Raw genomic sequence first — 20,452 nt, forward strand, 5'->3', positions numbered from 1 at the left:
TGCTTGTAGGAACCACATGAAAACTACCCATACAAGCCCACCGAACATCAACAGCCCGCCGCTCGGGCCGCTAACATCTATGGGCGCTCGAGTCATCATCTCCACTAACGCAGAAATGACAGGATGGGTAGATAATGGCTCAATGGCTCATCCGCAGTCAAGCGACTTTTGTCCCAATAAGTCCCTCAGCATCCAAGACGGCCTGTACAGAGACCAAGGCTTCATCTACCTCCCGTTCCAGCAACTTTCGAATATCTCGTCTCCACCGCTCCTGTGTCTTGATCGGGTGCGGCTCATCAGACCAGTTGTCCATCTCGTACCAGCCGGACGGGAGCACATTGGTGGAACGCTTGCCGTCTACTCCGGGAAGCTTTGGCAGCGCCCAAGTCACCACGGCGCAGTGCAGGAACCGCTCAGGCGCTGGCGATCGCACAGACCGGGTCAACTCTGCAATTGCGTCGTGCTTGCGCTCCTGGTGCGTCGAGTACTTCGCCACAAGTGCCCGCCAGTGCGCCGGCGTCAGCGCCCGGTGCAGCCGACCGAAAACCCAGCAGTCCTGGAGAAACGCAGCCTCCTTGCCGACGATCTCCCCCTTCTGCTTGGCGCACTGCACTTTGGGCTCGAAGTCGCAGCCGCCGGCGGAACTGATGGTCTCGGCCGCGAGCGCCCGAACTACTGCTGAAACAACGTTGCGATAGGTCATGCTGCAGCCCTCTTCAGTTCTCTGGTCTTTGCCCTGTAGTAGGCCTTGATGCCCTTGATCTGCTCCACGGAGTACTTGCGCACGCTCTGGTCAGCTTCCAGGGCGTCGACGGCCTCCTGGCCGATGCGCGCGATCAGACCGTTCCGGTAGTCCACCGCGTTGCCGGAAAGGAACCGGTTGTCCTGCTTGCTCTGGGCGTGGCAGTTACGCTCATCAAAGCGCAGGTGCGGCGCGGAGCCAACGCTGCGGTAGTGGCCGGCATCGACTGCGTTGCCGCTCCAGTCCAACGGCTTGCCGCTGGAGATGCATAGATGGCCGGCGGCCTGGTCCCGAGTGCGGACGTATTCGTTGAACGCCTGCTGAGCCTCGCGCATGTGTTCGCCGCGGCTCTTCAGCTTCTCCTTACGGGCCTTGATCTCGCGGCGCTCAACCTGGGCCAGCGACTTGCGCGCCTTCGCCTGGTTCACGTCCTTGATGGCCAGGCCGCATTTCGGGCTGCACACGGCCTGGCCCAGGCGCTGCGGCGGGAAGCTGATGCCGCATGCCGGGTTCTTGCACTTCTTCGGTTTGGGTTGCTTGGCGATCATGCAGCCTCCTTGCTGAGTAGATCAGTGAAAACCACTCCTTGGCCTGTGAAATAGGCGGCGATGCGGTCGGTGTAATTGATGCCCTGGGCGCGGCTGAACAGGCTGGTCACCGGGAAACCGTCGGGGCCGAACAAGTGGCACTCGCCCATCAAGGCCAGCTTCGTTTCGTAGGGGAGCTGGCGCATGACCCGGTACCACTCGGCCTGAAAGCCGGCATCCTCGTTCAACAGGATCTGCACGCCGAAGTGCAGCTTGCAATAGCGCCGGGCGTCAGCCGCGTCACCGATCTGGGTCATTTCGGCGATGCGCTTGTACATCCCGAACCACAACCGATTTTGGTCAAGCGTGCGGTCCTTGCCAGCGCGCAGGGAGACCACCACGAACTTCTTGTCGCGGTACATGGCGCTCAACTTGGTGATAGCCTCAGAGAGCTTGGCCTGGCAGTTGACGCTGATTTTGTCGGACATCAGAAACCCTCCTTCCCGCGCTGCGATTCCCACTCAAATGGAATGACGATCACCCCGCCCTCCCGCAGCCGATCAATGCAGCGCTCGCCAATGGCGGCCGGCAGCGACTGGCCGTCCAGGTTGGAAACGATCACCGTCGGGCGCAGCTCTTCGTAGCGTCCGTTGATGATCGCGAACAGCGTGGTCAACTCGAAGTCACTGGGCTTCTCCTTGCTGACGCCGATCTCATCCAGGATGAGCAGCGAGGGGCTGATCAGGCTCGACAGGATCTGGCTTTCGCTCTGGTCGCTGGAGTGGTCGTACGTCGCGCGGATGGCCTGCAGCACAGCGCCGATGGTGCGGTACACAGCCGTCGCAGATGACCTGGCCATGATCTCGTTGGCAATCGCCACGGACAGGTGCGTCTTGCCGGTACCGGGTTTTCCCAGCAGCAACAGGCAGCGGCCAGTCTCGGCAATCTGCGCGAACTCCGCGGCATACCGGCGGCAGGTGTTCAGCGCCTTGCGTTGCTCCGTGGTGGTGGCGACGTAGCCGTCCAGGGTCTTGCTGGCGAAGCGCTTGGGGATCAGCGCGGCACCGAGCTTGCGCTCCATGGACATGCGCAACTCCATCACCTTGTTGGCCAGCTCAGCAGCGTCGGCCTTCTCGCGAATAATCCGTCCGCACTCAGGGCAACCGCTCTTCAGCTCCTTGCCCAGCACCGGAAAAACCTTCTGGTCGTAGTGGCCGTGGGTTTCGCATTCAGCGGGCTGGATGCGTGTCCCCGGCGGGAGTTCTGGGGTTTGCTGGGCGGGCTCAGATCGCATAGGAACCGTCCTCACGCTGAATCAGGCCATCGGTGTAGTTGCGGTCAGCAAAACCGGTGTGGCGAGACTGGGGGGCCGACACCGGTGCGGATTCCGCCAGGCGCTTGATCACCCAGGAAGCCTTGAAACCCTGCCAGCCCGAATTCAGCGCTTCGGTGATGGCATCGTCTACGGTGATCCCGGCCTCGGCGCACTTGGCCAGCTCGGTGTTCACGGTCGCCCAGACGGTGGCGGTCACTGCGGCGCGCTTGGCTTTGCGCTGTGTCAGCCAGTCGGCCAGCAGTTGCTCAGGGACGTTGTGCGGGTTGTCGGCCAACAACTGCGCCATGCCGAACGGAGTCTTGCGATCAGGCTTCGGAGGTTCGACTGGCTCCTGGGGCGGATTAATCTCTTTCGAAGAAAGAGTTAATAGGGGTTCTTTCTTTGTATAAAGAAGGGAGTGAGCAGTTTTGGTCTCACTCGCAGATGGTCTCAGTGAGACGATATTGGCTGAGTGAGACGTTTTGGTCTCAGTGAGACGTTGTTGTTTTTCTTCGAAGAAAGACCACTCACGGACTGGCGCGATGCCGATATCCCCACGGCTCCCGCCAACGCGGAAAATTATTCGGCGCTCAAGAAGGTGGCTTATCGCCTTCGACGTAACGTCGCGGCGCAAGTTGGTCTGTTTGCCGATGTCGTCGGCAGTCAGGCGTTTGGTTTCCAGTTGATAGCCGATGGTCTGGCGTGCAATGGCCATTAGAACGCGCAGTTCACGCGCTGGCAGATCAACCGTAGCCAAAGCCTCCATAAGGCTATTGTCCATACGGGTGAATCCCCGAGGGTTGTGTAACGCAACAATGTTTGGCATGATTTCTCTCGCATAAAGCTGTTGAAGAAGCCGACCTCGTACGTCGGCTTTTTTTTGCCTGGAATTCGGTGCGGAAGCGCCAACCTCCCCGCCCTGCTCCCCATTTCGCCCCTCTCAAACCCCACTGGATAAAACTCCAGCAACTTCAGGTTTCTTACTTCGCAGACCGTCTGGGCCGATACTGGCTACACGGATCAAGTGAGCGCGGGAGTCAGGCGACCGACTGGATGTCTCTTTGGCGCATACACAGCTCGCGAGCCGTTATCTGTCCGCCGGTTAACTCTTCAGCCTTAAATGCTTTTTCAGCGCCCATCGGATGAATCCCGGAAACCCAGTACGAAACCGCGGCCTGCGAGACGTCGAGCGCCAAAGCTGTTTTGGTTTGCCCGCCGAAGAAGTCGACGAGCCTTTCGATAGGGGTCATAAGAGCGCCCTCCTGATAAGCATGCTTATATCCTAAGTAGAAGGACACTTATTTGCAAGGCAATAAGGGAACTTATAAATTTCAGCTCATGAGCACACTCGCCGAACGAATCAAAACCGCACGCAACCACGCCAAGCTGACGCAGAAGGCTCTCGCCTTAAAAGTGGGTGTTGAGCAGCCGGTAATCTCCCAGCTGGAGACCGGAAAAAACCTTCAAAGCGCACACCTCCCGAAGATCGCGCACGTGTGCGGTGTGAACGCTATTTGGCTCTCGGAAAACACCGGTCCAATGACTAGAGTGAGCGCCTCGGAATCGAACATTTCAGTTGCCGCCCAGCCCACCAAATCATTCCGCTACCCAGTAGTCAGCTGGGTTGCCGCCGGCGCCTGGTCGGAAGCCGTTGAGCCCTACCCGACCGGAATCTCGGACTCGTATGAGTTTTCGGAGTACGACGCCAAAGGCCCCGCTTTCTGGTTGACAGTCAAAGGCGACTCGATGACGGCGCCCGCCGGCCAGAGCATTACCGAGGGCACGCTAATCCTTGTGGACACCGAGGCTGAAGTCGCACCAGGTAAGCTGGTGGTGGCCAAGCTTCCGGACAGCAACGAAGCCACATTCAAGAAGCTGGTCAGCGACGGAGGTCGGCTGTTCCTGAAGCCGCTGAATCCGAGCTACCCGATCGAAGCGGTCGACGAGAACTGCAGGATCGTAGGCGTGGTCGTGCAGGCGCTGCAAAAGTTTTACTGATCAAGGAAGTGCCTTGGCAGTGCCTCTTGGCACGGCCGGCTGACAGGAGGTTAACGTGGAACAATTCACGAATACCGTCACAAAGCGTATAGGCACGGTTCTGTTGCTCGCTGGCCTGATTATCTTGGCTATTGGCCTTTACGATATGAGCGGGTCATACCTGAGCTCAGCGCGCTTTTTTGAGCGTTGGATCGATGTGATTGGTTGGAATAAATATCGCGTCAAACAGTACCCTGCAGTCTTTTATGGTAGCTACCTTGTGATAACAGGACTCTTATTGTCGGTTCTGTACGACAAGGTCACCGGCCGCTTTGTGCAGTGGATTTTGAATGGCCGAGCTAAACGGGATACCTGACCATGCCCCTCACTAAACCCAACCAAGACCTTAAGCGCGACCTGCAAGGCGTCGCCTCCGACCTCAAGTGGTCAGCCGTAGAGCTAATGAGGATTGCAGAGCGCCTGAGCCTTGCCGGCAATGAGGCGGACGCCCAGGCCGTTCTGAAGATGTGCACGGTGCTTCAAGCGGACGAGGATCGACTGACCGGGTATGCGGATGAGGTGAAGGCGGGCCAAATAATCCGGACCAAACCCGAGTAGGCGCATTGTCTTACGCGGCAACCTAAATCGAACTACTGCGAGCTGAGCAGCACTCGTATGCACAAGGGAATGTGGAATGAACGCCTTACGGGTCGCGGCACTGATAGTCGCGCCACTATTTGTCACAGGCTGCTACAGCAAGCTATTTGAAAAAACCGAGTACGAAAAGAAAATCGAAGCCATGCCAATGCCAGCAACGGAAGCCGAGCGAGTTGAGCAATGTCGGGAATTCCAGAGGCTCGCAAGTGAGGCGTTTGTTAGAGACGTACTTCAGTTCTCCCCACATGCCTACTCTGGTCTATGGGTTTACGACTCCTCTGAATCTCCAGCGCTTAGACGCCGCCTCAAAGCGATGAATTGCCCTTACCGTGGATGGCAAGACCAGTGAGTGCATGGCGAGAGCAGAGCTTTTGGAGCAAGGCTTGGACCTATGCTCTGCTCGCACTCGTTGCAGCACTCACTATCTATACTGGTGCGAACTGGTCAGGCGGGGGATCATCGAATCGCAAGCGGGTATTCAGTCCTAATTTCATTGCTTTGTGCGTTTTCGTGGCTGTGGTTGAGCTTATAGCGCTGAACCACTTCTATGGTGCGCGCGGATGAGGTGAAGGCGGGAAGGATTGTGCGAGGTCGGGATGAGTAGGTGGTGCGGCGTGGATTTCTAAGGGCTATATCAAGGTTTTGGCTTAGCAATATTGGACATCTTGAACGCCATGTCCTTTTGCTTATATATCAGGGAGTTAATGATGAAAAATCAAGGCAAGAACGCCACCCCCAAACAGATTGTTTTGGACCTGGGAGTCGAGGTTCAAAGAGATGTAAACGGAATAGAGATGGGCGTTCTGGAAAACGGAATACCATTCCTCACCCAGCGCGGATTAGCTCTTGCCGCCGGGGCGCCAAGAAAAGCCTTACATGAGATATCTCAAGAATGGGTAGAGCATTTTGATGACGAAGTGATCACAAAAGATCGGATTTCATTCATCAAAACGTACCTTTTTGGCCAGGGCTACACCGACCGATCTCTTTATATCGAGGTCATGCGAGATGGTCAGCCGCACTATGCGTATCCAGACGTGGTCTGCATGGCAATTTTGGAGTACTACGCCTTTGAGTCCCGATCTCCCAATCAGCAGGCAAGGGATACGTAAAGGGCATTCGCAACTCTTGGATTGCGCAGGTTCATTTATGAATCGCTGAATTATACGCCTGGTGATAAGTGGCAATACCATAACGAACGAGTTTCAATCCTAAATAACTCTTCCCCCCTGGGTTATTTCATTATTTTCAATGAGATAACTGGCCTGATAGTCGATCTGATAAACGCTGACCTGACGGTGAACGACAAAACCATTCCAGACATCAGCGTTGGGCAGATGTGGGCCAAATACTGGAAAGAATTCAACTATTCATCCATTTACGGTGAGCGCGTACCGTGCCAGCATAATTATCCGCCCAGATACCCTCAGGCAAAAAGCAATCCGCAGGAAGCCAGTGCATACCCCAATGACGCCCTTGGTGAGTTCCGAAGGTGGTTTAGGTACGACTATCTGGTTACGAAATTTCCTGAGTACATTTTGAAGAAGGCGCCAATGCTCAAGGGCGGAAAAGACGAGGCCTTGAAGATCGGAACGATGTATTCACCTAAGAAGCCGAAAGTAATTAAGTAAGCCAACATCACCGAGCTCATCCCGACGCCCGGCCCAGCGCCGTGCTTCTTGTTTCTGTCATCTGAGCTGATAAAATCTTCGCCCCTCTCGAATGGACTCGTTTTCATGCGCCTATCCTCGATGCCACTGGCCTTCTGCGCCATATTCACCTGCATTTCCTTAACCGCCCAAGCAGAAACCCCAAAAGAGAGAGATCTCCACTGCGCGGCCTACTACGAAGTGCTTTCAGTAGCTGGTGACCAGCCAGACATAAGCCGCAGTCAGTCCTCAAGAGCCTCCTATTTACTATTGGTGCATGCTGGCTATACCCCGCAGGCTCAGGAAGAAGTTGCGCAAAAAATGGTGGAATTGCACAAAGAGACACCTGGGCGGATGACGCCAGCTAGCACTGCCAAGCTGCGTGAAAAATACGACGCCGAATGCAAAGTCCTTCTGAAGGCCGCCTTGTGAAGATCCTGGTGCTTGTGAGAGCTGTTACCCTGGCGGTAGCAGCATAAGCAGCCATCATCGAGCCCGACCCAGCGCCGGGCTTCTTGTTTCTGCCAAGCGCCCTCCTCTGCTATGGTGGCCCCTCTGATCGCAGTGGACGCAACGAAGAATGGATTCATGGAAGATTATGACGGTAGCCCTACTGGTATCGATCAACGCTCATGCCTCTGAGGGGTCCGATGACTCCTATAACAACTCGATGCTGTCTGTACTGATGGCTCCAACCTACACCGTTGCAGGCACTACCGGGTTCACCATGCTCGCATCGAATAACTTCAAGCCTGCAAAGGCTGACGCCCTTGCGTTCATCGGATCGGACGGCGAGATTCGCGGCGCTCAGTTTGAGCAAGCATCTAGGTACTATCGCTCGACCTACAGCTCGCCACTGATGTCTGACATGCAACTGGCTCATGCAATCGCTACGTCCTACTGAGCGCCACCTTTCACAACCTTTTCACAGTAGAGGACCTATGGTTACCTCAGCTCCTAGTGAACATCCCTTTAAGCCCGCTACTCCCCATCGCGGGCTTTTCTTTGCCTGCGGTTCAGGCATCCTTGGCGACTCTCGCCTTCACGTCAAGATATGCATTTATGCATGAAACTTGCTGCCGGCCTCTTGCCAAGATATGTCAGTACAAATACTGTGTATGTATACAGTATTCGCAAGGAGCGACGCATGAACCAGGCACCCTACTCCGCATCAAAACCACGAAACTCCTACGAGCTTGTTGGCCGCCGCCTGCAAGGCTTGATCGCCTCTCCACGGGTCCAAAGGATTCAGTTGGTCGAGGTTTCCAGGCGCGACGATGAAAGCCCTGAAGCCTGGCGCCAGGTCATCCAGGACATCGGCGACACCGCAGGCATAAGGATCGAGCATTTGGATGACGGCGCCGTCCGCATCGGTTGGCGCGAGTACTGCGATTCCTAGATGAGCCCGCCAGTGAGCGGGCTTTTTATCGTCCTCAGGAAAATATATAAGCCTGCTTATTGACGCTAAAAATAAGTTGGCTTATATTTCATCTCAGGCCAGCAACGAACATCGCCGGCCAGCAGCGAGAGCTGCGCCGCTCTTTAACAGTCAGCGCAATACAGAAATACCAACAGACCGCATTGCCTCTACCGGCGACCGGCGATCAGACGGGTCAGATAGCCCGCCCACGACAGGAACATCCTGTACGGCTGATCGAGAGCGAAACGCTCGAACCGCGCGAATGACCTGGCAAGCAATGTGCCCCGCGAATCCCAGCGGTAGAAGGGAGACTCAACTGAACAGAATTAGCGGTCCCGATAGCCTCGGCTGGGAACGCCGGACCTCATGCACCCTGCCCCACTCAGCCAGGGCATTCAGAGCTGTAGCGTGCATGTTGTAAGGACCTGTGATCCATGGCGAACAGATGCTGTTTGACGCTGTGAGTAGGAAGCTCGAAGCCCACACCGATGACGACCGGCCTGCCCTGCAATCAGCAGCGGGCAACGGGCCACACCGCTGACGCAACAACCCCAGCCTGACGCCAGTAGCGAGGTCGGGGGTTTCACCGATAGTCCTTGGCAGCAGGGACTAACGGGAAACCAAACGAGGGTCACCACGATGGAAGCAACAATCATCAACGGTTCATGGAAAGGCCACCTCGGACGTGGCCTTGCGCCGCGAGAGCTTCAGTTTCTACTTTGGATTGCCCAGGGCTTCACCTCGAAAGAGATCGCCCGGGAAGCAGGCATTGAAGCGGGCACCGTGAAGAAGCGCCTGACCAATGCAATGTTCAAGCTAGGCGTGACGAAGCGCACTGCTTTGGTGGCTGAGGCCATGAAGCGCCAGATCATCACGCCGGTGTGCTTTGTGCTGGCGGCGCTGATCGCCATGCACTCGATGATCAGTGACGACTTCCTGCGTCGTGATCGCCGGGCGCCGGAAAGGCGAATGGCCCAGATGCGGATGGTGCGCCGGGCTGAGTGCGCAGAACTGGCTGTGTGAACACCAATATCGATGAGCCTCTTCAGCTGGGTATGACTTCTCCAACATCGATGTTTTTGCTTCCGCACTTACAGACAGGCACGAGTGCATCAGATCTTTTCCGATAGTACTCGTAGTCACTTGCGGGAGTGGTATCAAAGCCCTCCCACCACTCTACGGTACGCCCCCAGTCATCTGAGCTCCTGACCTGAACACCCGCATGACCACAAGCGCTGCAAGTTGCTTTGTACCTGCTTTCATCCCTGCTCATTTCGCTCTCCTCGGCCTCGAACAACTGGTTCAAATATAGCAGTGCGATAAGCCTTCACCCTTCCCCCCCACTACCTCTATTACGTCAGCACTCCTCCCCCGCGCCCATCGGCAACCAGCGGGAGGCATGAGTGTTGACGAATACAGGTGAACCAACGAACGGAGAGAGTCATGGCCAAGAAGGTTGGCGTAAAAACCAGGAGCGCCCAAATCGGCGTTCGAATCAGCCCCCGCGTTAAGTACATGCTCGACGTGATGGGTCGCATCCAGCGCAGAACCATGAGTGGAGTTATCGAATCGGCTCTTTTGGCTTATGCCAAGTACGACGAAAAACGCTTGGCCGACCAGACATGGTCAACGGATGAAGGCGAACGATTGCTCAACCTTTACCTAGTAGCGCCTCACCTTCTGTCATTCGACGAAGAGATTGAGGCCAGGCGGCTAATCGCAGCCAAAACCACCGCCTAACCCCAAGCAATGGAGGACGCCAATCGTCAATGCGCTCTGGGTCGAGATCGATGCCAGCAAGCGCCGGTAACGGTGGGCGGCACCCGGCTCCGGTTGCGGTCAGCTTAGGCTGACTGTGCGATGAGAGCCTTCTAACGATGTCGGACGCCAACCCCGCAGGTGCGAGACACCTAGCATAAGGTATGCGTTCTCACTTCTTGGGGAGGTAGTACGAGCACATATCTGGAAGCTTAGATACGACGACAGAGTTGCTCATATTGAACGCCAACGATTGGATTTTTGCTTTGGAAGCTGGATCAGATTTGACTCGGCGAACTTCTGCTCTAAGCGACTCGGTCGTCTCCGGATCGCTATTTAAAGCGTTCTCAACGCTGCTATTCGAATCTGGATTGGCCTTGACGCAAAGGCTTTCAATGGCCAGCAAATTGACGGCGTTTTCGGTGTCGTCCTCTGCTGCGCTTGCCAAGGTACTTACGACCGAAGAAACGCTCAATAGCAGAAGCGCTGCAGAAATTCGCTTTAAAAACATCATTGATCTCCCTGAAAAAACTGAAATTTATCATAGCGCTATTGATTGACGATTTTCCAGTTATCCCTCGCATAGACACCTCCCCACCCACTACCAACAACCTTACCGGTCAGGTGACCGACAGGCCTATTTATGCCGGGATTTAAAGACGGCCACTTCAAATACGTCGCTTACACCGACTAACCCACGCAGCCGCCTCGGAGGCGACCATGAGCGCAGTATTGAAATTATGCCAAGAGCGATTCGACGCTCAGTTGCCTCCAGATGTCAGCGACGCGAATCCGGAACAGGAGTGGCTGGAACATTCGGCGGAACAGTTGGTGTGCGGGATGGACATCAAGTGGAAGCGCCGCCACGGCCAGCCGCAAGTGGTGACGTTTGATCGTTACTGCACGTACCTTCAAGGCCACCTGAACCAGCGCCAAATCGACGGCCTGGACGAGCGAGACTCACTTGCTCGGCTGTTCCTGTCCTCAATCCTTGGCAGCCAAGCGGACTCACGCGGCCACGCCGCGGAACTGATGGGCGAACAGCGCCCCATCGAAGCCGCGGAACGGATCGCTATGGACTTGCTCAGGCCCTACGCCTCCGACGCGGTTGCAGCAGAACGGGAAGAGCTCGAAGACGACGTGGATGGTGACCTATGAGCGCTCACATCCTTATCGACGACGCGCTAGAAAGCCTCAAGCACGCAGCAAGCACTCAGGAAGAGGCGGTAATTGTTCAGCGGATGATCACTCAGTTCCTCGTTGATCAGTCGCTAACCCTCAAAGAATTCGACCACTACTGCGCACGCCTCAATAAGGTCTCGCGCAAGGAGGCAGCATGACCACTGCACCGGTTAAATCACTGATCGACGAACAGATCGCCGAGATCGAACGCAGCCTGACAATCCTCGGCGCCGGCCTGCCGCGAGACCTGCCTGTGTCGGCACTACCGCCAAAGCTTGCTGCTGCGATCAAGGGCGGGCGTATCGCGGTGAGGGTTCGGCCATGAACCCGCGCATTGAAAAGAAGCTGAGCAAGCGCCTTGTTCGGCTGTACCCATCCCTCTATGGGCGCGCCTGGATTGACAGTGATCATTCGGAGCTTGCTTACGATGAAAACTCGAATGTTCGGCATTGCCCGAGCGTCGGTGGTGAATACGACTCGTACAGTGGCGACAGCAACGAGTCCTATACGGTGTGGGCGTCCTGGCTTCAGATGTGGCCTTGGCACGGTCCGTTCGAGGAATATCCACATGACCACAAATTCGCGATGTACCCGAACACCGAAGGTTTCCAGCCGACCACCCGCAACCTTCTGAGGCTTGCCGCAGACTGCCAGATAGCCGATCAGGTTGCGCCATGACCAGCCACCAGCGCACCCGGCGCCTACTCATCTGGCGCGGCTCTTTCTCTGCCCTTTTCGTCTGCACCTTCCTGATGTTGCTCAGCGCACTCGCTGATCGAATCACTCAATAACCAACACCTTCAATCGCTGCGAGCATCGCGGCAAGGATTCCTCATGTCCGCAGAAACCGAACTGGCAGTCGTACCGCCGAAAGAAACAGCGTTGACCGTATTCAGCACCGTTAAGGGACTTGACCCGTGGCTTCAGCAGGTCCGCGCGAAGGTAGACGAATTCAAAAAAGTGCTTCCCGACCTGAAAACGGACAAAGGCCGCAAAGCTTATGCATCGATGGCGCACCAGATCGCAAAATCGAAAAACGCACTTGAAGCGGTAGGCAAAGAGATTTCCGCAAAGCAAAAGGAGATCCCGAAGCTGATCGACGCCGAACGCAAGCGTGTATGGGACACGCTGGAGTCATGGCAGAAGGAGGTGCGGCAGCCGCTGGATGATTGGCAGGCGGCCGAACATGCGCGGGTTGCCAAGCACAACGAAGGCATCCAGCAGATCAAGGGTATGGCGCTGTTCGGCGAAACACCTTCGGCGTCCATAGTTACCCAGTTGATCGCCGACCTCGAAGCCATTGAAATCAACGATGCTTGGGAAGAGTTCCTGGCCGAAGCCGCCCAGGCGAAGGACCAGACCTTGGCGAAGCTGCGCACCCTGCTCAATGAGCGCATCCAGTATGAAGCCGAGCAGGAAGAGCTGGCCCGCCTGCGTGCCGCCGCCGAAGCCCAGGCCCAGCGCGACCGCGATGCAGAGATTGCACGGGTAGCCGCCGAACAGGCCCGGCTCCAGGCCGAGCAGCAGGCCCAGGCAGAGCGCGAAGCTGCCGCACGGCGTGAACAGGAACTGCTGGACCAGGCGGCCGCCACTAAGCGCGCCGCCGCACAGGCCGCACTGGATGCAGAGGCTGCCGCCGAACGCCAGCGCCTGCAACTGGAGCTGCAAGCCGAACAGTCCCGCGCAGCAGCTGCACAGGCCGAAGCAAGCCGCTTGGCTGCCGAGCAGCGCGCCGAGCAAGACCGACTCGCGGCCATCCGCCGACAAGAGGAAGCCGTGGAGCAGGCTCGACTGGCTGAGGTTGCCCGGGCGAACGCAGCGGCAGACGAAATCCTGCGACAGCAGCAGGTGCGCCAGGCTGACGTCGCGCACAAGTCGAAAATCCTGGGCGAGGCCAAGCAAGCGTTGATCGACATGAACATCAGCGAAGAGCTGGCCAAAGCCATCGTCTTGAAGATCGCCCGCGGCGAAGTGCCGAACGTATCCATTCAATTCTGAGGTTGCCATGACTAACTCAGCCCTGGCCGAGCGCACCGAGACTCGGCAGGTCGCCAGCCCGGCGGCCACCAACGAATCAACCGCGATGCTGACAATGATCCAGCGGGCCGCAACCGACCCGGCATTCGATGCAGACAAAATGCAGAAGATGATGGAGATGTACGAGCGCCACACAGATCGTACGGCGGCGGCAGCCTTCAACGCCGCTATGGTCCGCGCCCAAGCTGAAATAGGCCCGGTGTTTCGTGACAAGTTTAACGCCCAAACGAATAGCGCTTATGCCGCGCTTGAGTCGATTGATCGCAAGATTTCCCCGGTCTACACGCTCCACGGGTTTTCACTGTCGTTTGGAACCGGTGATAGCCCGTTGGTTGGCCACATCCGCACCGTATGCGACTGCATGCATGAGGCCGGGCACACAAAGACCTACCACGTCGACCTGCCAATCGACTCGGCCGGCATCAAGGGAAGCGTAAACAAGACGGGTGTTCACGCAAGCGGCTCAACCTTCAGTTATGCCCGACGCTATCTGACGATGATGATCTTCAACGTCGTGCTGACTAACGAGGATAACGACGGCAACGGCGACGAGGGCCAACCTCAAAGCCTTGGGGAGCTGATGAACGAATGGATCCCAAAAGCCTACGCCGCTGACTCCAAAGAGTCGCTCACGGCAATCTGGCAAGCGGGCGTCAAGGCCTCTCAGGACCTGAAAGCCACCGACAATAAGACAGCGACCGACCTCTACGAGGCTTTGAAAGTCGCCGTTACCACTCGCGGCTCACAACTCAGCGCCGCGCCTCAAGAAGGAGCAAGCCAATGATTATTGTCAGTTGCACGCAAGGCTCTGCCGAGTGGCTGCAGGCCCGCGCCGGCGTCATCACCGCAAGCATGTTCAGCACGGCCCGCTCCAAGGTGAACGGACTGACCTCGCAGCAGCAAACCTATGTGAATGCGATGCTGAACGGACACAGCGAGGCCCGCTCGCGAGAATTGGCCGGTTACAAGGCCGCGCCAAGGGCTGAAGTTGTGTTGCGCGCACTGGACGGCGAGAAGGTTGGCGAACCGTCGAATGCCGCCCTGTCGTACGCCTTTGAGCTGGCGGTCGAACGTATCGGCGGCGCTCCGCTAGATGGTGGGTTCGAGACTTGGCAAATGCGCCGGGGGCACGAACTGGAACCCGAAGCGCGAATGGAGCACGAAATCCAGACCGGGCTCATCGTCACCCAGGTCGGATTGGTAAAAACGGACGACGGCGTGTTCGGCGCCAGCGCGGATGGATTCATCGGCGACGACGGCGGCTCGGAATACAAGTGCTTCCTGGCGCCCGACAAGCTTCGATCCTTTCACATCGACAACGATGCCAGCGAGGTGATTGACCAGGTGCAGGGCTGCATGTGGATAACCGACCGCAAGTGGTGGCACATCGGGATGTACTGCCCGCTGTTGAAGCCGGTGGGCCGCCAGCTCTGGTGGAAAGAGTTCAAGCGGGATAACGACTATATCGAAAGCCTCGAAGAAGACCTTTGGGAATTCAAGCTGCTGGTCGACGGGTACGAGGCGGCGCTCAGGAGTAAAGCAGCATGATCAGCAACCACCTCAGCCTGGTCGAGGCGCTGCGCCCGGCCTCGGACGAACTGGCGGCCCAGGTCGCCGAATTCCTGGCCAGCGGCGGCCAGATCGAAGAAGCGGCGCCCATCGGCTACAAGCCCAAGCCCATCACCTACAGCAACCAGATGCCGCCGCCGCCGAAGCCGTTTGTTCGGCGGCGGGTTGAAGCGGCTCCCCTGCCCCTCGACAAAGACGACATCCGCACCCAGGCCCGCCTCAAGCTGGTTGAGCAGATACGCCAGTTCGGCGTCACGCACACCCAGACCGAAGTCGCTGCTGCACTTGGTGTAAGCCGACGGCTCATCTACAACCATGCCGCGCGGTACGACATCACGTTCAAGGCGCCAACCCGGGGCGGCGCGCGAAACCTGGTGCACCACGGCATTGATAAAGAGCGCGACGCGAAGTACGCCGAGCGGATTCGCGCCTTCCTGGAACTGGGCATCACCCGGCGCCAGTGTTGCGGCAAACTGGCGATCAGCAACAAGGCCTTCGAGCGGATCATCGCGGCCCACGGCATCGACTACCCCAAAGCGCGCCAGGGCAAGACTTCATGCGCCGCATAGCCCGCATCCAGCAACGCAAACGTCAAACCTGGCTCGCACTGCCGGCCAGCGGAATAGAAGAGGTAGGCCATGGCCAAGACTGTGCAGGAGCGCTCGGCGAAAACCGCCAGGAAGCGTGTGGCACTTGCCGAAGAGGAGTTGAGGCTCAGAGTTCGCCCCGGTACCCGACAGGCTCTGGCCGACCTGATGGAGTGGTCAGGCATTACTGAGCAGGGCGAGGCGATGACGCTGATGATTCATCACCTTCACGCTATGGGCGCTGCGAAGTGCCAGCCTCTACTGAATCCGCCGCGCCACGAAATAGAGATATCGCAAAACGTGGCGCGGGAATTCCGCAATAAAAGCCTGCTCGCCATCCAGAAAGACCCGGGCGACGAGATCATCGAACCCGCATAACCCACCCTACTCGCTGCATCCGGTAACCGGAGGGCGGCGCCTGACTGGAGATAATCCATGGCGAAAATTCCAAAGGAAGCCGCCAAGCGACACAACCAGGCGCTCGACCTGGTGAAGAGCGATAAACGCCTCAGTCTCGATGATCGCTTGTTCATCCTCGAAAACTTCCATGAGGGTGCCACGAACATGAACGGCCTGGCCGGCGCTTTCTTCACGCCAGAAGGGTTGGCTCGCGATCTCTCGATTGAGGTTGCTGAGTGCGATTCGATTATCGACCTATGCGCCGGAATCGGCCGTCTTTCATTCGCCTGCATGCACAGCGCCAAGCGAATCGTTTGCGTTGAGCAGAACCCTGAATATGCCGAGGTGGGCAGGCGTGTCATGCCTGAAGCCGAGTGGATCGTATCCGACGTTTTCAGCATCGGTGATGTTGGCCGATTTTCCTGGGCGATTTCCAATCCTCCGTTCGGTGCCATCAAGACAGGATCTGTATTTGAGGGCTCCTACAGTGGCGCAAAATTCGAATACAAGGTGATCGAATTGGCGAGCCGTATCGCCGACTGGGGCACTTTCATCGTCCCGCAAACATCTGCTCCATTCCGGTATTCAGGTCGCCAGACCTATAGCGTAGAAATCGACAAGGAGTGCCAAAAGTTCATTGAACAGACCGGCATTGAGCTCGGAATGAACTGTGGCATCGACACCTCGACCTACTTGGATGAATGGAAAGGCGTGAGTCCGATGTGCGAAATCGTGATCTGCGAGTTCGGCAAGGATGAAGAGCTGGAAGCCGCTGTCCCTGTCATCGCTGAATCGCAGCTGAGCCTGTTCGACGCAGCCTGATCCGGCTCCATGCCGGTCACCCGTAATACCCCATATCAACGAATCACGCCAGCCGGCGAGGCAATCGGCTGTCTGGAGCAATTATGAATCCCTACCTGATCACCGGCCCGGCTCAGATCGGCATCAGCGGTGGTCGCACTAGCGGGCACATGGTCTACAAGATCCTCGAAGCGCACGGCGGCAGCCTGCCCCCGGACGTGCACCTGTTTTTCCAGAACACCGGTAAGGAACGCGAGGAAACGCTGGTGTTCATCGACCAAATTGCAAAGCGCTGGAACGTAGCAATCGTCTGGATGGAGTGGTGCCGTGTGTACGGTCAGCCGGATGACGCGCCTTGGTACAAGCTGGTTGATTTTGAGACCGCCAGCCGCAACGGCGAGCCATTCACGATGATGCTCGAGTATTACGCGGCATACCGGAAAGATGTGAAGAACCTACCGCCGGTGTTGCCGAACTTCTCGAACAACATGTGCACCGCTTATTTAAAGGTGAAGATCGGCGAGAAGCACATGCGCGCCCTGGGCTACGACGAATGGGATTGCGTTGTCGGCATCCGCTACGACGAGCCTAAGCGCTATCACCGCATGATGGCCGCCAACGAACGCGGCGGCACCCGCTGGGACAACCTTTGCCCCTCTTACACCGCCGGCATCACGAAGGAAGGCGTCGCCGACTTCTGGGCGGACCAACCGTTCGACCTCGGCATGGATTCAGACTTCGGAAACTGCGACCTGTGCTGGAAGAAGAACGAAGGCAAGCTGATCAGGACCATCATGGATGACCCGTCACGGGTGATCTGGTGGTCAGGTACTGAGGAGCGGTTCGGCCAGGTTTTCCGACAGGATCGCGCCGACTACAAGACGATGGGCTGGTCTGCCGAGCAGCGCTCACGACAGACCGACTTCGATTTTGACTATCTCGCTGAAGACATTGACTGCTTCTGCGGAGATTGACTAACGCGAAGTCTCGCCCAAATTGCCGATAGTTAATAGCCAAGGTTGTGGATTGTATTCAGCCCTTGAATTTGCAGTCTCTACAATAGTTTCGAGGAGCCACCCTATAAACATGCTAACTCCAAAGTCATAATCTTCAAAAGTCATAAACGCTGGAAAAGATGGGTTGAATAATCCAACACCATCGACAAACACCATATTTGAGCTAATCGATATATTTTTATCGGCCCTACACCTTTCGGGCAAAGTCTTTAATTTAGATCCAAAGCCAAACAAACAGCAAAGCGGATAAAACATCTTACCATTTTCAAGATTTCCTACCTGAGACATTTTCAATCCATGCGGATTTTTAGGACTTAATCTCCAAAGCAACTCGGAAAACTGTTTAAGACCTCTGTCATCTAAACTACTTTTCACCTCCAACACTCGAAGAACCGAGTCAAATGGATAAATACCGCGCCCATCAGTTTCCAAAATTGGAGGCATTGTTCTGCGATCATATATTAGGAGGTCAACCTGAGGGCTTTGTCGCCCCCAAAGATCGATGATCACACCCGAACCAACTCCAAACTGAATTGGTAAAAAAAGCTGAATTAGCTCCTTGACAAAAGTTTCTCTAAAACTCCCCTTCTCACCATTATGATCTAGCCCTCCAGTTGCTAAGAACATCGTTCTTAGCTCTTGTATTTTTGCCCGAAATAGCTTTTCGAATAGTGCCATCTTGCCCTCGCTCCTTGTTAACTTCGTAACTCTTTACCCTAAAACGATAAATCACGCCAGCCGGCGAGGATCCCCTATGTCCGCACACCAGAAGAAACACCCCTTCGATTTCAAAACCCAATACGGACTCGGCTTCAACCCTCAGGACGATGAGATCGTTGTCGACTTCTTCTGTGGTGGTGGCGGCGCCGGTACCGGGCTGGAAATGGGCCTGGGCCGCGCGGTGAACGTCGCGAAGAACCACAGCCCGCAAGCGATCAGCATGCACACCGTTAACCACCCCGGCGCCCAGCATTTCACTACCGACGTGTTCGAAGGTGATCCAGACACCGAGTGCGGAGGCAAGGCCGTGGGCTGGTTCCACATGTCGCCGGACTGCACCCACCACTCCCAGGCGGCCGGCGGCCAGCCGCGCAAGCGCGAGATCCGCAACCTTTCATGGATCGGCCTAAAGTGGGCAGGCATGAAGCGGCCTCGGGTGATCAGCCTGGAGAACGTGAAACAGATCCTGCAATGGGGCCGCTTGATCGCCAAGCGCGACAAGGCCACAGGCCGCGTGGTCAAGCTCGGCGGCGAGATTGCTGCACCTGGTGAGGTTGTGCCGGTGGGCCAGCAGTTCCTAATCCCTGACCCGAAGCAGCGCGGCCGGACCTGGCGCCGCTTCGTGGCCCTGCTCGAGGGCATGGGCTACGTCGTTGAATGGAAAGTCATCAAGGCCTGCGACTTCGGCGCGCCGACCAGCCGGGAACGCCTGTTCATGATCGCCCGGTGCGACGGCCAGCCAATCGTTTGGCCCGAGCCGACCCACGCCAAGAACCCCGCCAAGGGCCAGCAGAAGTGGAAAACCGCCGCTGACTGTATCGACTTCAGCGACCTGGGTAAAAGCATCTTCGGCCGCAAGAAAGACCTGGCCCCGGCCACCCTGCGGCGCGTTGCCAAGGGCATGAGGAAGTTCGTCATCGATAGCGCGGCACCATTCATTGTGCCGATTGCCAACTGGTCAGGCGAGACTGTGCAATCGGCCGACGAGCCGCTGCGCACCATCACCTCCTACCCAAAGGGCGGCGCCTTCTCGGTGGTCAGCCCTATCATCGCACCGGCAACGCACCAGGGCAGCGACCGAATCAACGACCCACTCGAACCGCTGCCGACAGTGACCTGCGCAAACCGCGGCGAGCTGACGCTGATCAGCCCGTTGATGGTTGGGGCCGGTGGCCCGGAGTACTCAGGAAAGCCGGTGGGCATGGACCAGCCGGTGGGCACGCTGATGACCCAGAACCACCGAGCTCTGGCTTCCGCCTGCATCGTCCAGGCCGGTCACGGGGAAGGTTCTGGCGCGAACAAACGCCGATCCCACGGGGTGAACGACATCTGCGGCCCGATCGGCACTGTCACTGCCAGCGGCGGCGGGCAATCCGTCAGCGCCGCGGTGATGATCCAGGCCAATGGCGGATTCAACACCACGCACGCCAAGGGCATGCACGAACCCATGACCACGGTGACCAACACCGGCAGCCAGCAGCAGCTGGTGGCGGCGAACCTGGTGCACTTGCGCGGCAACTGCGATGCCCGGGACGTAAATGATCCCCTGCACACCATCAGCGCCGGCGGCCAGCACCACGGGTTGGCCAGCGCATTCATGGAGCGGGCATTCGGCGGCAGCATTGGCCAGGGCCTGGAAGAGCCGGCGCCGACCATCACAGCCGGCGGCGGTGGCAAGAGCTCGCTTGTGTCGCTCACCCTCTCTCCAGAGCATGAAGCGGGCGCCCTGCGCGTTGCCGCCTTCCTGATCAGCTACTACGGTACCGAGAACATCAGCGCATGCGACTCTCCGGCGCCGACGATAACCACCAAGGACCGCCTGGCCATGGTCACCGTGATGGTCAAGGGAACGCCCTACGCAATCGTCGATATCTGCCTGCGGATGCTGAAGCCGGCCGAGCTGTACAAGGCCCAGGGCTTCCCGGCTGACTACATCATCAGCCACGGTGCCGACGGCAAACCGTTCACTAAGACTCAGCAGGTGCACATGTGCGGCAACAGCGTCAGTCCGCCGCCGATGGCCGCGCTGGCGAGGGCCAACGATCCGTGGGGAGTCGAAATGCGAAAATCAAACGCGGCATAATTGCTGCAGTTTT

The 20,452-nt window shown here is 57.3% G+C and carries 31 protein-coding genes; 24 read left to right on the top strand and 7 right to left on the bottom strand.

What is annotated here, in order from left to right; all coding sequences use genetic code 11:
- Positions 1–157: 157 nt before the first annotated feature.
- From HU759_RS18090 to HU759_RS18115, 6 genes are all read right to left on the bottom strand, one after another.
- The gene (locus tag HU759_RS18090) at positions 158–703 is read right to left on the bottom strand and encodes a hypothetical protein (protein WP_056861770.1); all 546 of its coding nucleotides are present in this window, start codon (positions 701–703) and stop codon (positions 158–160) included.
- Positions 700–1,290, bottom strand: a complete 591-nt coding sequence (locus HU759_RS18095) for a recombination protein NinG (RefSeq protein ID WP_186617650.1) — start codon at positions 1,288–1,290, stop codon at positions 700–702. Before HU759_RS18095 ends, HU759_RS18090 begins: the two co-directional genes overlap by 4 nt.
- A complete protein-coding gene (locus HU759_RS18100) occupies positions 1,287–1,757 on the bottom strand; it encodes a hypothetical protein (protein ID WP_186617651.1) in 471 nt (156 codons plus the stop codon). Before HU759_RS18100 ends, HU759_RS18095 begins: the two co-directional genes overlap by 4 nt.
- A complete protein-coding gene (locus HU759_RS18105) occupies positions 1,757–2,563 on the bottom strand; it encodes an ATP-binding protein (RefSeq protein ID WP_186617652.1) in 807 nt (268 codons plus the stop codon). Before HU759_RS18105 ends, HU759_RS18100 begins: the two co-directional genes overlap by 1 nt.
- Entirely contained in the window at positions 2,553–3,410 is an 858-nt protein-coding gene (locus HU759_RS18110; RefSeq protein ID WP_186617654.1) for a replication protein, read from the bottom strand. Before HU759_RS18110 ends, HU759_RS18105 begins: the two co-directional genes overlap by 11 nt.
- A gap of 211 nt (positions 3,411–3,621) precedes the next feature.
- Positions 3,622–3,834, bottom strand: coding sequence for a Cro/CI family transcriptional regulator (locus HU759_RS18115; RefSeq protein WP_178955860.1), 213 nt, complete (start codon positions 3,832–3,834; stop codon positions 3,622–3,624).
- Positions 3,835–3,922: 88 nt separating this feature from the next.
- Here HU759_RS18115 and HU759_RS18120 point away from each other — a divergent pair, with 88 nt between their 5' ends.
- From HU759_RS18120 to HU759_RS18220, 23 genes are all read left to right on the top strand, one after another.
- Positions 3,923–4,582, top strand: coding sequence for a S24 family peptidase (locus HU759_RS18120; protein ID WP_186617703.1), 660 nt, complete (start codon positions 3,923–3,925; stop codon positions 4,580–4,582).
- Between the two features lie 55 nt (positions 4,583–4,637).
- Positions 4,638–4,937: a hypothetical protein gene (locus tag HU759_RS18125; RefSeq protein ID WP_099491204.1), complete on the top strand. Its 300-nt coding sequence runs from the start codon at positions 4,638–4,640 to the stop codon at positions 4,935–4,937.
- Between the two features lie 2 nt (positions 4,938–4,939).
- Positions 4,940–5,179 (top strand): hypothetical protein, encoded by a 240-nt coding sequence (locus HU759_RS18130; RefSeq protein WP_186617656.1) that lies wholly within the window; start codon positions 4,940–4,942, stop codon positions 5,177–5,179.
- 384 nt (positions 5,180–5,563) lie between these two features.
- A complete protein-coding gene (locus HU759_RS29900) occupies positions 5,564–5,782 on the top strand; it encodes a hypothetical protein (RefSeq protein ID WP_225932998.1) in 219 nt (72 codons plus the stop codon).
- A gap of 143 nt (positions 5,783–5,925) precedes the next feature.
- A complete protein-coding gene (locus HU759_RS29905; RefSeq protein WP_225932999.1) occupies positions 5,926–6,330 on the top strand; it encodes a hypothetical protein in 405 nt (134 codons plus the stop codon).
- Positions 6,331–6,516: 186 nt separating this feature from the next.
- Positions 6,517–6,849, top strand: coding sequence for a hypothetical protein (locus HU759_RS29910; RefSeq protein WP_225933000.1), 333 nt, complete (start codon positions 6,517–6,519; stop codon positions 6,847–6,849).
- Between the two features lie 105 nt (positions 6,850–6,954).
- A complete protein-coding gene (locus HU759_RS18140; RefSeq protein ID WP_143521741.1) occupies positions 6,955–7,299 on the top strand; it encodes a hypothetical protein in 345 nt (114 codons plus the stop codon).
- A 166-nt stretch (positions 7,300–7,465) separates the two neighbouring features.
- Complete coding sequence (locus tag HU759_RS18145) at positions 7,466–7,771, top strand: DUF2388 domain-containing protein (protein WP_346274581.1); 306 nt, start codon at positions 7,466–7,468, stop codon at positions 7,769–7,771.
- A gap of 243 nt (positions 7,772–8,014) precedes the next feature.
- Positions 8,015–8,266 (top strand): DUF1654 domain-containing protein, encoded by a 252-nt coding sequence (locus HU759_RS18150; RefSeq protein WP_054898154.1) that lies wholly within the window; start codon positions 8,015–8,017, stop codon positions 8,264–8,266.
- 660 nt (positions 8,267–8,926) lie between these two features.
- Entirely contained in the window at positions 8,927–9,310 is a 384-nt protein-coding gene (locus HU759_RS18155) for a helix-turn-helix transcriptional regulator (RefSeq protein WP_186617658.1), read from the top strand.
- Between the two features lie 420 nt (positions 9,311–9,730).
- Positions 9,731–10,027: a hypothetical protein gene (locus HU759_RS18160; protein ID WP_186617659.1), complete on the top strand. Its 297-nt coding sequence runs from the start codon at positions 9,731–9,733 to the stop codon at positions 10,025–10,027.
- Between the two features lie 257 nt (positions 10,028–10,284).
- A complete protein-coding gene (locus HU759_RS18165) occupies positions 10,285–10,605 on the top strand; it encodes a hypothetical protein (RefSeq protein ID WP_157788666.1) in 321 nt (106 codons plus the stop codon).
- A 160-nt stretch (positions 10,606–10,765) separates the two neighbouring features.
- On the top strand, positions 10,766–11,203 hold the full coding sequence (locus HU759_RS18170; RefSeq protein WP_017528179.1) for a hypothetical protein: 438 nt from the start codon (positions 10,766–10,768) through the stop codon (positions 11,201–11,203).
- Positions 11,200–11,385 carry a hypothetical protein gene (locus tag HU759_RS18175; protein ID WP_017528180.1) on the top strand — a complete coding sequence of 62 codons (186 nt, stop codon included), beginning with the start codon at positions 11,200–11,202 and terminating at the stop codon, positions 11,383–11,385. Before HU759_RS18170 ends, HU759_RS18175 begins: the two co-directional genes overlap by 4 nt.
- On the top strand, positions 11,382–11,552 hold the full coding sequence (locus HU759_RS18180; RefSeq protein WP_017528181.1) for a hypothetical protein: 171 nt from the start codon (positions 11,382–11,384) through the stop codon (positions 11,550–11,552). The genes HU759_RS18175 and HU759_RS18180 overlap by 4 nt, the downstream gene beginning before the upstream one ends.
- A complete protein-coding gene (locus HU759_RS18185) occupies positions 11,549–11,905 on the top strand; it encodes a hypothetical protein (RefSeq protein ID WP_017528182.1) in 357 nt (118 codons plus the stop codon). The genes HU759_RS18180 and HU759_RS18185 overlap by 4 nt, the downstream gene beginning before the upstream one ends.
- Before the next feature lie 156 nt (positions 11,906–12,061).
- Positions 12,062–13,225, top strand: a complete 1,164-nt coding sequence (locus HU759_RS18190) for a hypothetical protein (protein WP_186617660.1) — start codon at positions 12,062–12,064, stop codon at positions 13,223–13,225.
- 7 nt (positions 13,226–13,232) lie between these two features.
- Positions 13,233–14,048, top strand: a complete 816-nt coding sequence (locus HU759_RS18195; protein WP_186617661.1) for an ERF family protein — start codon at positions 13,233–13,235, stop codon at positions 14,046–14,048.
- Positions 14,045–14,812 (top strand): lambda exonuclease family protein, encoded by a 768-nt coding sequence (locus HU759_RS18200; RefSeq protein ID WP_186617662.1) that lies wholly within the window; start codon positions 14,045–14,047, stop codon positions 14,810–14,812. The genes HU759_RS18195 and HU759_RS18200 overlap by 4 nt, the downstream gene beginning before the upstream one ends.
- On the top strand, positions 14,809–15,402 hold the full coding sequence (locus HU759_RS18205) for a hypothetical protein (RefSeq protein ID WP_186617664.1): 594 nt from the start codon (positions 14,809–14,811) through the stop codon (positions 15,400–15,402). The genes HU759_RS18200 and HU759_RS18205 overlap by 4 nt, the downstream gene beginning before the upstream one ends.
- A 69-nt stretch (positions 15,403–15,471) precedes the next feature.
- The gene (locus HU759_RS18210; protein ID WP_054898958.1) at positions 15,472–15,798 is read left to right on the top strand and encodes a hypothetical protein; all 327 of its coding nucleotides are present in this window, start codon (positions 15,472–15,474) and stop codon (positions 15,796–15,798) included.
- Between the two features lie 57 nt (positions 15,799–15,855).
- The gene (locus HU759_RS18215; protein ID WP_186617666.1) at positions 15,856–16,641 is read left to right on the top strand and encodes a methyltransferase; all 786 of its coding nucleotides are present in this window, start codon (positions 15,856–15,858) and stop codon (positions 16,639–16,641) included.
- An 83-nt stretch (positions 16,642–16,724) separates the two neighbouring features.
- The gene (locus HU759_RS18220; RefSeq protein WP_186617667.1) at positions 16,725–17,594 is read left to right on the top strand and encodes a hypothetical protein; all 870 of its coding nucleotides are present in this window, start codon (positions 16,725–16,727) and stop codon (positions 17,592–17,594) included.
- Here the strand turns inward: HU759_RS18220 and HU759_RS18225 are convergent, their stop codons facing one another.
- Positions 17,595–18,314, bottom strand: a complete 720-nt coding sequence (locus tag HU759_RS18225; RefSeq protein ID WP_186617669.1) for a DUF6602 domain-containing protein — start codon at positions 18,312–18,314, stop codon at positions 17,595–17,597.
- Between the two features lie 76 nt (positions 18,315–18,390).
- Here HU759_RS18225 and HU759_RS18230 point away from each other — a divergent pair, with 76 nt between their 5' ends.
- Positions 18,391–20,439, top strand: a complete 2,049-nt coding sequence (locus HU759_RS18230) for a DNA cytosine methyltransferase (protein ID WP_186617671.1) — start codon at positions 18,391–18,393, stop codon at positions 20,437–20,439.
- The last annotated feature ends 13 nt before the right edge of the window (positions 20,440–20,452 follow it).

It is taken from the genome of Pseudomonas sp. OE 28.3, from assembly GCF_014268205.2.
GTDB lineage: Bacteria > Pseudomonadota > Gammaproteobacteria > Pseudomonadales > Pseudomonadaceae > Aquipseudomonas > Aquipseudomonas edaphica.